Below are 11,805 nucleotides of genomic sequence, written 5' to 3'. Positions count from 1 at the left end.
CGCGGCAGCGTGGAACAGCTCCCAACGCCCAGCGACCGGCGCAACATCTGCAACTATGACGGGCTGCGACGGGAGATCTGTCGACTGATGCGCGGCATGTGCAGCAATGTGCATCATGTCTGCCAGGTCAGGCTGGTCCTTCGACTCATGCCGGTCATGGTGATGATCGTGATCGGCGACGCTGGACGCGACCTGCTGGGCCGCATGCGCCTGAGGTAGGGTGTCATGCCAAGTGGTCAGCAGGGTCACACCCAACAAAGCGAGCAGGCCGCACAGCGTCGACACGCGCCGACGCCATATAAGCGCCGTGCTGTTACGCCGGGATGAGTGCAATGCTCGCATGGCGCGCACGCTATCTTCGTCACATGCGCTCGGCAAGCCGGATCGACCGAAAGAACGAGTCATGATCTTGGCCAATGCTGATGAAGATCGTCGATCACATAGGCGTGGCCAGCGCTTTGGCCATGCTTGTCCCGAAGGTGGGGATGGTCTGCATCAAGATCGACGTGATCATGCGGAAGTTCGTCAGGATCCGCGCTCGGCCACAGCAAATAAGCAGCGATCACACCAAAATGCGCGATGATCGACATGGCAATGAACGTCATTACCTGATTTTCTCTCGCGCCAAGCTGGCCAGCAAGCGGATAGCAGATCAACCAGCTTCCGTGGCTCAGGGCGAACTGCGCCGCAAAGAGTGCAGGCCGATCTTCCGCATTGGCCGACCTTTTCAGTAGCCGCCCCGACGGGGTGACACTCATCGAATAGGCCATACCCAGGACAAACCAACCCGCGAGCAGTATGGACCAATAGTTGGAAGAACTGCCGAACCAGTGCGTGAGGGCACCCATGATCGCAAGCCCCCAAGCCAGCACTGCTGCGGCAGTGATCATGATCGAGCGGTCGGATATGCGGTCGAGAATACGGGGCAACCCCAGCGCAGCGAGGATAGAGCCTCCACCAAAGGCTGCCAGCGTGAAGGCAACGTCCCGCTGGCCAAGGCCAAGCTGGTCCCGCACAATGACAACAGTGTTGACGATCACCATCGAACTCGCCGCCGCCGAAGCAAAGGTCAAAGCGAGAAGGCCGCGCAGCCGTGGCGTCTTGAGGTAAATCCGCATGCCCCTGGTGGTCTTGGCATAAATGCCAGTGCGCACCTCCTTACGGTTGAGCGCTCGAGGCAAGGTGGTCGACAGGACCAGAATGGCCGAACCGACGAAACCGACCGCCGTGCCCGAGAATAACCAGTGGAAGTTGATGACAGTCAGCAAGGCAGCCGCGAGCATCGGGCTCGTCAGGCTTTCCATATCATAAGCCAACCGCGACAGGGCGAGTGCCTTGGTATAGTCGCGCTCTTCCGGCAGAACATCGGGAATGGTCGCCTGAAAAGTGGGCGTGAACGCTGCCGAAGCAGACTGAAGCACGAAGATCAGGACGTAGATCTGCCAGATCTCGCTGACGAACGGCAGGCAGATCGCGACGGCGGCGCGCAGCACATCCATCGTGACGAGAAAGGCGCGACGCGGCAGCCTGTCGGCAAAGGCGCCTACGACGGGAGCCACACCAATATAGGCGATCATCTTGATGGCCAGCGCGGTCCCCAGCACTGCGCCTGCCGATCCGCCAGCAATGTCATAGGCGAGCAGCCCCAGCGCGACCATAGCCAGCCCGGTTCCGACCAAAGCCACCACCTGCGCCAAGAACAGGTGACGGTATGTCCGATTGCTCAACACCGAAAGCATTGCATGACCTCATGACGAATCATCCTCCCCGGGGGGATATGAATGGCGCTTGCAGTATCCCCCCGGGGAGGATACTGCAAGCGCCATTCTTGGAGTCGATTCTGCATGGCCGATCATCAGCACGAGACGCATCCTGCGATCATAAAGCGATTGAACCGTGCTGGCGGCCACCTGCGCAGCATCGTAACAATGATCGAAGAAGGACGTCCCTGCGTCGAGATCGCCCAGCAGTTGCAAGCGGTCGAAAGTGCGATCGTCAACGCCAAGAAGACCCTGATCAACGATCATATCGATCATTGTCTCAGCCATAGCCAAGACAGCGGCGGCGTCTCCAAGGCCGTTGAAGAATTCCGGGCAATCTCACGATATCTGTAACGCCATTTCTGTTATAGGCCTCCGAGCGCAACCCGAACTGAGCATGTGAGCCAAGGCGACATGACACAGCTGATCCGCTGCATAATGCTGACAGTTCTGGCGATCCTCGCTCAAGGAGCGGCTGGAGCCGCCCTGCCGCACGCGCCGCTTCAGGGACATCATTACGAATATACCCATACCGATCCAGTAGGTAAGGCGCACACTGAGCCGGCGGATCTGGTTGATGGGCAGACGGACGAACTTCCTGACGGTTCTCACCGTCACACCGGTCATCACACGCACGGATCAGCAGACGACGTCAGGATAGCTGGTGTAGGCGACCGGCACCGCCGTATTCTCAAGCGTCAGTTCCGTCGGTCTGATGACCAACAGCTGACGATCGTCCCCTCCCCTCCGCTGCTAGAGCCGCCCTCCGCCTGATGCCGCAGCGCCCTTTTCGCAGGGCGCCCGACCTTCCGATTGGTCTGACCTGCCAGTCTGACAGCGGCTGTGATGCTTTACGTCCGCCGCTGCCTTCGGCACGTTCGAAAGGCATCTTCTGTGGTAACACCGCATTCTGGCGGGCGTCCTTTGCGTCCGCACCCACCTGCTATCGTGCTCGGGCTCGATAGCGCGATCAATCTCAGCATCATCCGTGAACTCGGCCAAAAGGACGTGCCGGTCATCGGCGTCGGTACGGCCGCAACCTCAATGGCTGCAGCCTCACGACATTGCTCGCAAGCCATCATCCGTCCGGCCGGGCCAATCATGTCCTGGATGCCCGACATCGTACGTCGCACGGGCGCGATGGCACTATTTGCTGTGTCCGAAACCGATTTGCTGCAACTGGCGTCAGGACCAAAGTACATCGGCAAGTGCCAGGTTCTGACGCCCCGCTTGGAGCAATTGCAGCGGGCGCTCAGCAAGAGCGACACACTGAGCGCAGCCAGAAAGCTCGGGTTCGACGTGCCGCAGACATGGCAACCTCGAGCCGGCGAAGATTTCGCCGCGCGGATCGCTGAGCAGACCTTCCCCGCTATCGCCAAGTGGGACAACCCAAATGACATCCTCCCCCTTCTCGAAGAGGCTGGCCTCAAATGGGAGAAGGCAGAGTTCGTCAGCAATGCCGGCCAACTCGACCGCTTGCTTGATCGCTTCCAAACAATAGGCCGCTGGCCCCTGATCCAGTCCTATTGCGATGGCGTGGGGCTTGGCCAAATGCTCTACATGAGGCGTGATCGCGCGACCCTGCGCTTTCAGCATGTGCGCCTTCATGAATGGCCGCCAGAAGGCGGGGTGTCGACGCTCTGCTACAACGAGCCACTCCATCAGCATCAAGCCCAGATGAAATTGTCGGAGCGCCTGCTTCAGGAATTGGAGTGGGAGGGCCCCGCCATGGTCGAGTATCGCTATGACGCGGCACGGAAGCGCTATTGGCTCATGGAAGTAAACGGCCGCTATTGGGGCAGCCTCCCGCTCACTCGCCATTGTGACACCCTCTTCGCCTGGGAAGCCTATCGACGTTCGGTCCTGGGCCAGGTCGTTGACGCGCCGGTGGGCCGGCAAGACATAATTCAGGCACGCTATATGATTCCGGAAACCAAGCGGCTCATGCGCCTGCTCATCAGGCGCTCTCGCGTTAATGAGCGCGTCGCTGAATATAGCCGCCTGCAGGAGCTGCGATCCTACCTCGCGGACTTCGTGCGCCCGAACATGCGCTACTACGTCTTTGACAAGGACGATACCGGCCCATTCTATCAAGACATCCGCAACATGGTCGGGAAGATTTTCAAGGGGGGCCGTCATGACCCTCGTTGAAAAACAGAAGGTCAACGTGCGTCCTGATCGGCTTGAACAGCAACCGGTCAGCGGCCCGTTCAGAAACAGGCTGAAGGAACTCGACGCCCTGCGCGGGATCGCGGCGATCAGCGTGATGCTGTTCCACTACACCTCGATCTATCCCGACTTCTTTCCCGAGCGCCGCAGCATCGGCGTGAGGTTCGATGCCGGAGGCTATGGCGTCTTCCTGTTCTTCGGCATCTCCGGTTTCGTGATCAGTCGCACGCTGGAAAACACCGTGGGCATCGCCGACTTCACCATCAAGCGTGTTGCCCGGCTCTTCCCAGCCTATTGGGCGGCGGTGCTGATCACGACGCTGGTCGTGCAATGGAGCGGGACCGAACGGCTACAGGCGGAATTCGAAACGGTCATGATCAACCTAACCATGTTGCAAGGCTTCTTCTTCGTCCCGTCTGTAGATGGCGTGTACTGGACGCTGACCGTCGAGCTCGCCTTCTACATATGCGCGGCCCTCGCATGGATGGCGCGCAAGCGGGTGCGCATCGAGTACCTGCTTGCTGGTTGGATGGCAGTTGGCGCGATCGCCTCCGTCTCCGAGATAGCGCCGTATCGGGTACAGATGCTCCTGGTGAACCAATACAGCCCGTTCTTCGCCATTGGTGTGCTCACCTACAGAGCGTGGTCAGCACAACGGCGCTATCTCGACCAACTTCCCTATTTCGCGATGGCGCTGGCGATACTGGGCTTCAATGGCGGCGCCGCCTTCCTGATCGCCGGGGTCGGAATTCAGGTGATGCTCTGGCTGGCCATCAACGGCCGCCTGTCCGCGATCACTCATCCTATTCTGCTGTATCTCGGCGCTCTCAGCTACCCGCTGTATCTCATCCACCATCACGCCGGCTTCGTGCTGCTCCGGGCAATCGACCGCGCACAGATAGGCCCCTTCGCGGGGGTCATCGTCACGTCGGCAACGATGCTTGGTCTGGCAGCCCTCCTGCACCACAGCATCGAGGCACCTGCGGAGCGGGCCATCCGAACATGGTGGCTCAGGCGCCTTAGCCCCCAGCCAGTCTGATCGAGCTTCCTCTTCGGTCGCCATCCGCGCGGCCATCTGCACATCATGAAAGACCCAATATGCTCTTTGGCAACACCGTGGCCCTCGGCCCCATTTTCCCTGTCGATCTCGAGCGCCTGTTCCGCTGGATGGACAATGCCGACGACGCTCGCCTGAATGAACCCTACCGACCGCTTAACTGGCAGCATCAGGAAGCATTCTGGCTAAATGCCGATCAGGACGCCTCACGCGTCTTCTTCGCTATTCGCGTGCAGGACGCTCCGCACATTGTGGGATTCATCCAAATCCACAAAATCCACGCCATCCATCGATCGGCCCTTATCGGCATCCGCATCGGTGAGGTCGAAGACCGCGGCAAAGGCTTGGCAGCAGACGCGATGGCAGTCGCCATTGAATATTGCTGGCGTGATCTCAACCTGAGCAGGCTCGAACTGAACGTCTTCGCCCATAACGAACCCGCACGGCGGCTGTACCATCGGCTGGGTTTTGTCGAAGAGGGCACCTCACGCAACGCGCTCTTCATGGGCGGGAACTGGATCGATGTGGTGAACATGGCGCTGATGCGACCAGATCGCGTCGCCCCTGAGGGTTAGGCATTCATGCCCGGTTAGGGCGGATTTGTTAGGAACAGCAATCCCGCAAGAAATTGAGACCATGAAACCGACGATCTTACTGACCGCCTTGGCCCTATGCTTGTCCGCATGCGGTCCCGTCCATCCCAGATGGAAGAACGAAAGCTCCCATGACATCCGGGTGACCTATTTCAAAGGCACGGCGCACTACGGGGTACTCATCAAGCAGGGTCGGGAAAATGTGCCGGTCGCACCTTTCGACTTCCAATCGGTTGAACGGATCGAAATCGAAGATAGTGGCCAGATACAGCGGCTAACGAAAGCCGCTGTATCGCAGATGCACACCGAGTGCGGCCATGGCTATTCCTGCCGCATTCGATACGGAGACGATCACCAGTTGAAGGTCGCGCCTGGCTAACAGCTTCCGCTTGCCACCCATCGCACCGACGACATCAGCCGAAAGGCTGGTCAGTCGTCGGTGCGATCATTCGTCAGGCCCTTTGCGCGCAGCTTGGACAGGCGCTGCGGTAAATCCGCAGCAACCTTACGCGCCTCGCCCGGGCGCAGATTGCGCCAACGACGCACTTCCTCACGAGAACGGCCGCAACCGCGGCACCAGCCGGACGAGGCGTCGAAACCACAAAGGTCAATGCAAGGCGAGCGCACAAATCATTCCACTGAATTTGATTGAATACCATACCCCCCCTACCCTATAGAGCATCATCCTACCAGCAGCAATTTGCTGCATGACACTGAGGCTACCGAGGGAAAAATGGCCCACATCAATGAAAACCGAGACGCGCTACTCGGGCGAATCAAGCGCATCGCGGGCCAGGTTGGCGCAGTAGAGCGCGCGCTTGGCGGCAATGCGAATTGCACCGAAGTCCTCCATCTGGTCGCAGCCGTTCGCGGCGCCGTGAATGGCCTTCTCGATGAGATCATCGTCGAACATCTGGAGGCCCATGTCGCACGCGACGGTCTGTCGCCCGAAGAACGCCAGCAAGGCGCAGAGGACCTCGTCACGATCATCCGGAGGTACAGCAAGTGAGTACCAAGACCGCCGTGCTGGCCGACACCGGCCACCTGACGCACGAACATATGTTCCTGGCCGCCAGCCATGACGACAATGCCCGCCGGACACTCTGGGTCGTGGTGCTCACCGCCCTCATGATGGTGGCAGAGATTGTCGCTGGTTACACTACTGGATCGATGGCCCTACTGGCTGACGGCTTCCATATGGCCACCCATGCCGGAGCGCTTGGTGTTGCAGCCGCGGCTTATGCCTACGCGAAACGCAATGCTCATAACGGCGACTTCAGCTTCGGCACCGGGAAAGTCGGGGATCTCGCCGGCTTCGCATCGGCCCTCGTCCTGGGCATCATCGCCCTCGCTATCGGCGTTGAGTCCGTCATGCGGCTGTTTGAGCCTATCAACGTCGCCTTCGCGGAAGCCACATGGATCGCAATCCTCGGACTGCTCGTGAACATAGCGTCGGCCTTCCTTCTATCTGGTGGTCATGGGCACGACCATGGTCATCACCATGATCACGGGCATCACCATGGTCACAGCCATGGTGGCGACAACAATCTGCGTTCTGCCTACATGCATGTTCTGGCCGATGCCCTGACATCGGTGTTGGCGATCGCCGCACTTCTGGCCGGTCGCTATCTGGGCTGGGTATGGATGGATCCCATCATGGGCATTGTCGGTGCCGTTGTGATTGCACGCTGGTCATGGTCACTGATGCGCGACACGGCCGCCATTCTCCTGGATCGCACCGATCGCCACGTGGCCGATGAAGTCCGCGAGTTGGTCGAGACGACTGGCGATGCCCGGATCACGGATCTGCACGTGTGGAAGATCGGCCCTGAAGCACACTCCGCGATCGTCGGCGTGTCTGCCCATCCGGGTGTAGATGCGACGGAAATCCGGCGGCGCCTGGTGCCCGTTCACGAGCTCCAGCACCTTACCGTCGAAGTCGCGACAGTGGCATAACCGACAGGAATATCGCGATTTATCCCACATTTTCTCGAATCGTGGAAATGTGGGATAAATTTTTAGGAACACGCGATCGGAATATCCATAACCACGGGCCCAGACAGAAAGCCTTCACAAGAGTCGCGGTTCACTCTGACTGTTCCAAATGGCTTGGGTCGGCAGGAGAGGAAGAGATAAAAAGAACGTAGGAACTTTGTGCGCGCTCCACGGCGACAAAGGAAATTCATCCATTGGACGCCTCGCCACAATAGATCTGTCCATGGTTCAAAATGCTGAAACATCCCTTCGCTCTTGTGAAATCAACCGGCAAGGTCGTTCACATCGATGACGCTTCTAAAACCCAAGCGCCATTTATCTGCGCCGGCTGCCAATCCGAAATGCGCCACGTTGCAGAAACCGTCCCGCATACCCGTAAGGGTAGCGACAAAATCATAACTCGGCGCGGTCACTTTGCACATGTTTCGCATGACGAATGCACATCCGGCCTCGAAACAAGCCTTCACCTGTGGTCGAAGATGGTAATCGAAGAGGCCCGTACTGTCGGACTTCCTCTGCACCATGTCGAATATCTGGACATAGCACGCGACTTTGAGACGGAGTGGAAATACCATGCCGTTACGTTGGAAGAGTGGCAGGACGGCATCAGGCCTGACATCGTATTATATCATCCCGATGGACGCCTGAATGTCGAGATCAAGGTTTACCACGCGGTTGACGAAGCCAAGGCAGAGCTTCTCCGCCAGCGTATCCAGTCATGCATCGAGATCGACGTCGCTGACTATGATTTCGAGACAACTTCGGGCCAAGATCTGCGACAGGCGATCCTTTCCGATGCCCCCCGCGTCTGGATCGCGCATCAGTTGGAGCCCGAACGCATTGCCCTTCTCAAGGAAGAAAGAAGGCAAATCATCACCAACGAAGGCAATCGACTGCGCGACCTGATAGAAAACATTCCCCATCGGATAAAAAGTGAGACCCGCAAGCAGCACGAAGCTGAAATTACGTACTACGGAACTGGAGCTTTTGTCGGCAGAACGATACCCGGTGAGCACTGGTTCTCTGCGCCTGCCCGAAATTGGCAGCACGTAACCCTTCGCGATTTTCTCCGGTCCAAACCGGATGAAAATGGCGATATCCTATACGACAGACCACCCAACATTTACCTCTCCCGTACCCGGGCAGACCAACCACAAAATTCAGTTCCTCCCGTACGCCACCCATTTTTGAATGCTGAGCTTCCAAGCCCATATGAAGTTGACCCGGATGTGCTTGAAGCTGCCGGCATCAGCCGTAAAGAATATGGGACACCTAATCAGGCAGTCGCAACCTACATGCGAATGCTATGCGACGAGCCAGATATAGAAGACGCACATCCGATCGCCAGGCGCATAATTTGCCACGGATCCAAACCAAATACCTTTCGTATCAATCCAGAAAGAGCGGCCTACATTAAGCGTCGAAAAAAGCTTCAACGAGAATACATAGCCGCAGGACGTCGCCGCAAGCTATCTGGATTCGAATTTCGCGATTGGTATGTCGAGCCGCTCTCGCACAACGGCATAACCCCGCGACAAATCTGTATTGAAGGCGGAGTGGCCTACGCCCGTCTCGTCGCAGAGATGCTGGCCATAGTGAACATGCTGGACGGTGGATGGCCCGTCCGACACCTACTAGGCATCGAGGAAGAGTGGCTTCGAAGAAGGCAAGCACGGCAATACAACAAGCCCGATGCAGAGGGCGGCGGCCCGCACCCGTTTCTCGAAAACACTCATCGTCGATGCGCGTCTTACACCATGATGCGCAAAGGTCTATCCTACATCGAAATTCTCGTCGCAATGTGCGATCGCGTTTTTGACACGACAGAGGCAGCCGGAGCTTTCCTCTCCACCCCAAACCATCGAATCGCAAACACCACACCAATGCATTTCGTGCGAGACATTCCCACTCTTCAACGATGCATTGACCTAATGCCTGCAGATCCCAAGCTCACCGATCTTAACGGGAAAACCTACAAAAGGATCTGGTAGCTGACATACGGCATCTGAAATGATTGACCTGTCACGCTGCTCTTTGATCGAACACAGAGAAAAGGCCAGGCTCCCGAGACACCTTGATCTCGTCATCCCAAGCGAACGTCTTCACTGACCGTCGCAACGCTCCATCCTTGCCAGTGATAATCACATCCTGCGCCTTGCGTAGTTCGACCAGCGCTGCATCCACGATCTCACCGATTACCGGCGCCTCGTTGCAATGGGATGCGAACAGTTCTTTCTTGGTCAGCGGCCCCTTCCCGGCTGCCGCCCGTGCGTGAAGCATCCTGGCGAGTTGGTCGACAACGGCGTTCTCCGACCTGGTTCGCGCGTTGTCGTTGAAGCCAAAGTCCAACATATCCTTCCGCACATCCTCGCTTGGATTAAAACCAAGCGAGTTAAAGCCCGCTCGACCGAAATGCTCGAATGTGTTTTCCATTCCCCAGTGGATCTTGCCCATTTCCTCTCGAGCCGAATGGTGCTTCGACAGGTGCAGGAGCCAATAATCCCGATTGGACCCACCTTCGGGGTGGATGAAAAACGGCGTGTAATAATCGGCGCCAGTGTTCCGCTGGATATGCTCGTAGAGCGTGTTTTGGATGAAGCGCTTCCAACCCCGCATCTGCTTCATTTGCAGCATGTCCTGGACATCACTGCGACCGAGATCGACCGCCGCCAAGCCCGCGGTGTCGATCATCCTGTCATTCAGCAGGTTCACCAGATGGTCTACCATGAAGGTCAGCACCACTTCCGGGTTTTGAAGGGCTGCCATGATCTTGCGGATTGTGGCGAATGTGACTGAACTCCATCCGTATTGATCCAGGAAGAACAAGGAGCGATGCGCCCGCCCTCTTGCCTGGATGCGTGCGATCACATCTCCAGAGACCTCTTCAAACTTCGAAGTGAGGATATGGATGTCCCGCCCGATCCGAGAGCCGTGACCCTCGCTTTCCAGAAGATCCCGTAGAAAATCGATATGGTTGCGGTTCGCATCGACGAAGACAAAGTCGACATTGATCGCAATGCCTAGTGTCCGTGCCGCTGCGACCTCAGCCCGAACCCGGTCGACTGCAGCCAACATTCGAAGTGGAGACCCGTCAACCTGACCGCCATCAAGCGTATAGCGACCGCCACCACAGAACCCGTCAACGATTGTGAGGTTGAGAGCACGGGTGCGATGACTCTTAGTCAGTGTGCGAATGTACGCCCCAACATAGGCATCGAATATCTCATGCTTTGCCGCACTGTGGCGACCGAGTTCGGGCAGACTACCGCCCACGATCCAATCGTAACCCAGATTACCTGCCATGGATTGATGCCTCGCTGGCCCTGCCGCCATAGACAAGTTATGAGTAATACTTACAGCAACTGTCCATCCCCTTCTCATTCATTTTGCTCATATTTTCCAGTTTTGGCACCGAAACTCGTTGCCCCACGATTCGCGATATGCCAAGATTCATGGTACGTTCTAGGGGCGCGTTATTATGGCCGACGGCAGTGCAATCGAGTGGACAGATGCGACGTGGAATCCGGTGACGGGTTGTACGAAGATTACTGCCGGCTGCGACAATTGCTATGCCGCCCGCTTCTCTGAGCGGTGGCGCGGCATCCCAGGTCATCCTTTCGAACATGGCTTCGACCTCACCCTTCGGCCTGAACGGCTAGCGCAACCGCTCGCTTGGAAGCGGTCCCGGATGATCTTCGTCAATTCGATGAGCGACCTATTCCACAAGGAGGTGCCCCGCACCTTCATCGATCAGGTCTTCGACACGATGGAGAAGGCGGATTGGCACGTCTTCCAAGTGTTGACGAAACGCAGTTCGCTGATGCGCAGCTATCTCAAGCGGCGCTACCGTGATGCCACACCACCGGCTCACATTTGGCTCGGTGTGTCGGTCGAAGACAGCAAATCCAGCGCTCGTATTACGCATCTGCGAGATGCACCTGCTGGCGTCCGCTTCCTTTCCGTAGAACCGCTGATCGGTTCAGTCGGAAAAGTTGATCTCACGGGCATTCACTGGGTTATTGCGGGCGGCGAAAGTGGGCCGGGCGCGCGGCCGATGGCAATCGAATGGGCGCGTGAAATTCGCGACCTATGCGCCGAACAAGGCGTCGCGTTCTTCTTCAAACAATGGGGCGGCATCCGGCCAAAGACCGGCGGCCGTGATCTCGACGGGCGCGAATGGAACGAGCTGCCGGTTCCCGTCGCCTCGCGCGCCGCTTAACGAGGGGCATAT

The 11,805-nt window shown here is 57.8% G+C and carries 14 protein-coding genes; 11 read left to right on the top strand and 3 right to left on the bottom strand.

The features are described from left to right. Positions 1 to 9: 9 nt before the first annotated feature. A complete protein-coding gene (locus tag F4U95_RS21345; RefSeq protein WP_125999564.1) occupies positions 10 to 219 on the top strand; it encodes a hypothetical protein in 210 nt (69 codons plus the stop codon). A 182-nt stretch (positions 220 to 401) separates the two neighbouring features. On the opposite strand, the gene F4U95_RS21340 is transcribed toward F4U95_RS21345, so the two are convergent. After that, positions 402 to 1,739 carry an MFS transporter gene (locus F4U95_RS21340; RefSeq protein WP_037480016.1) on the bottom strand — a complete coding sequence of 446 codons (1,338 nt, stop codon included), beginning with the start codon at positions 1,737 to 1,739 and terminating at the stop codon, positions 402 to 404. A gap of 105 nt (positions 1,740 to 1,844) precedes the next feature. On the opposite strand from F4U95_RS21340, the gene F4U95_RS21335 reads away from it, so the two are divergent. The 6 genes from F4U95_RS21335 to F4U95_RS21310 all read left to right on the top strand — a co-directional run bounded on the left by F4U95_RS21335 (position 1,845) and on the right by F4U95_RS21310 (position 5,958). Further along, the gene (locus F4U95_RS21335) at positions 1,845 to 2,114 is read left to right on the top strand and encodes a metal-sensing transcriptional repressor (protein ID WP_009821105.1); all 270 of its coding nucleotides are present in this window, start codon (positions 1,845 to 1,847) and stop codon (positions 2,112 to 2,114) included. 60 nt (positions 2,115 to 2,174) lie between these two features. Continuing rightward, positions 2,175 to 2,534, top strand: a complete 360-nt coding sequence (locus tag F4U95_RS21330) for a hypothetical protein (protein WP_125999565.1) — start codon at positions 2,175 to 2,177, stop codon at positions 2,532 to 2,534. Between the two features lie 174 nt (positions 2,535 to 2,708). After that, positions 2,709 to 3,911, top strand: coding sequence for a carboxylate--amine ligase (locus F4U95_RS21325; RefSeq protein ID WP_009821103.1), 1,203 nt, complete (start codon positions 2,709 to 2,711; stop codon positions 3,909 to 3,911). Then, positions 3,898 to 4,968 carry an acyltransferase family protein gene (locus tag F4U95_RS21320; RefSeq protein ID WP_009821102.1) on the top strand — a complete coding sequence of 357 codons (1,071 nt, stop codon included), beginning with the start codon at positions 3,898 to 3,900 and terminating at the stop codon, positions 4,966 to 4,968. Before F4U95_RS21325 ends, F4U95_RS21320 begins: the two co-directional genes overlap by 14 nt. Positions 4,969 to 5,027: 59 nt before the next feature. Then, entirely contained in the window at positions 5,028 to 5,561 is a 534-nt protein-coding gene (locus F4U95_RS21315) for a GNAT family N-acetyltransferase (protein WP_009821101.1), read from the top strand. A gap of 61 nt (positions 5,562 to 5,622) precedes the next feature. Beyond that, positions 5,623 to 5,958, top strand: coding sequence for a hypothetical protein (locus tag F4U95_RS21310; protein ID WP_004210810.1), 336 nt, complete (start codon positions 5,623 to 5,625; stop codon positions 5,956 to 5,958). Between the two features lie 50 nt (positions 5,959 to 6,008). Here the strand turns inward: F4U95_RS21310 and F4U95_RS21305 are convergent, their stop codons facing one another. After that, positions 6,009 to 6,206, bottom strand: a complete 198-nt coding sequence (locus tag F4U95_RS21305) for a DUF1289 domain-containing protein (RefSeq protein WP_037480019.1) — start codon at positions 6,204 to 6,206, stop codon at positions 6,009 to 6,011. Between the two features lie 106 nt (positions 6,207 to 6,312). Between F4U95_RS21305 and F4U95_RS21300 the strand changes: the two genes are divergently transcribed. The 3 genes from F4U95_RS21300 to F4U95_RS21290 all read left to right on the top strand — a co-directional run bounded on the left by F4U95_RS21300 (position 6,313) and on the right by F4U95_RS21290 (position 9,565). Further along, the gene (locus F4U95_RS21300) at positions 6,313 to 6,588 is read left to right on the top strand and encodes a metal/formaldehyde-sensitive transcriptional repressor (RefSeq protein WP_004210808.1); all 276 of its coding nucleotides are present in this window, start codon (positions 6,313 to 6,315) and stop codon (positions 6,586 to 6,588) included. Between the two features lie 50 nt (positions 6,589 to 6,638). Continuing rightward, complete coding sequence (gene dmeF / locus F4U95_RS21295; protein ID WP_052027850.1) at positions 6,639 to 7,535, top strand: CDF family Co(II)/Ni(II) efflux transporter DmeF; 897 nt, start codon at positions 6,639 to 6,641, stop codon at positions 7,533 to 7,535. Between the two features lie 272 nt (positions 7,536 to 7,807). Continuing rightward, positions 7,808 to 9,565: a hypothetical protein gene (locus tag F4U95_RS21290; protein WP_125998924.1), complete on the top strand. Its 1,758-nt coding sequence runs from the start codon at positions 7,808 to 7,810 to the stop codon at positions 9,563 to 9,565. A 31-nt stretch (positions 9,566 to 9,596) separates the two neighbouring features. On the opposite strand, the gene F4U95_RS21285 is transcribed toward F4U95_RS21290, so the two are convergent. After that, positions 9,597 to 10,877, bottom strand: a complete 1,281-nt coding sequence (locus tag F4U95_RS21285) for a three-Cys-motif partner protein TcmP (RefSeq protein WP_037480023.1) — start codon at positions 10,875 to 10,877, stop codon at positions 9,597 to 9,599. A gap of 175 nt (positions 10,878 to 11,052) precedes the next feature. Between F4U95_RS21285 and F4U95_RS21280 the strand changes: the two genes are divergently transcribed. Continuing rightward, a complete protein-coding gene (locus tag F4U95_RS21280; protein WP_017503063.1) occupies positions 11,053 to 11,793 on the top strand; it encodes a DUF5131 family protein in 741 nt (246 codons plus the stop codon). The last annotated feature ends 12 nt before the right edge of the window (positions 11,794 to 11,805 follow it).

Origin of the sequence: Sphingobium limneticum (assembly GCF_008710165.1) — a bacterium.
Classification (GTDB): domain Bacteria; phylum Pseudomonadota; class Alphaproteobacteria; order Sphingomonadales; family Sphingomonadaceae; genus Sphingobium; species Sphingobium limneticum.
The sequence above is the reverse complement of the archived record's forward strand: the minus strand, read 5'-3'. Positions and strand labels throughout refer to the sequence as shown.

Coding starts and splice junctions, on each gene's coding strand:
- F4U95_RS21340 (WP_037480016.1), bottom strand. CDS start 1,739: ATGCTTTCGGTGTTGAGCAATCGGACATACCGTCACCTGTTCTTGGCG.
- F4U95_RS21335 (WP_009821105.1), top strand. CDS start 1,845: ATGGCCGATCATCAGCACGAGACGCATCCTGCGATCATAAAGCGATTG.
- F4U95_RS21330 (WP_125999565.1), top strand. CDS start 2,175: ATGACACAGCTGATCCGCTGCATAATGCTGACAGTTCTGGCGATCCTC.
- F4U95_RS21320 (WP_009821102.1), top strand. CDS start 3,898: ATGACCCTCGTTGAAAAACAGAAGGTCAACGTGCGTCCTGATCGGCTT.
- F4U95_RS21315 (WP_009821101.1), top strand. CDS start 5,028: ATGCTCTTTGGCAACACCGTGGCCCTCGGCCCCATTTTCCCTGTCGAT.
- F4U95_RS21310 (WP_004210810.1), top strand. CDS start 5,623: ATGAAACCGACGATCTTACTGACCGCCTTGGCCCTATGCTTGTCCGCA.
- F4U95_RS21300 (WP_004210808.1), top strand. CDS start 6,313: ATGGCCCACATCAATGAAAACCGAGACGCGCTACTCGGGCGAATCAAG.
- dmeF (WP_052027850.1), top strand. CDS start 6,639: ATGTTCCTGGCCGCCAGCCATGACGACAATGCCCGCCGGACACTCTGG.
- F4U95_RS21290 (WP_125998924.1), top strand. CDS start 7,808: ATGCTGAAACATCCCTTCGCTCTTGTGAAATCAACCGGCAAGGTCGTT.
- F4U95_RS21285 (WP_037480023.1), bottom strand. CDS start 10,877: ATGGCAGGTAATCTGGGTTACGATTGGATCGTGGGCGGTAGTCTGCCC.
- F4U95_RS21280 (WP_017503063.1), top strand. CDS start 11,053: ATGGCCGACGGCAGTGCAATCGAGTGGACAGATGCGACGTGGAATCCG.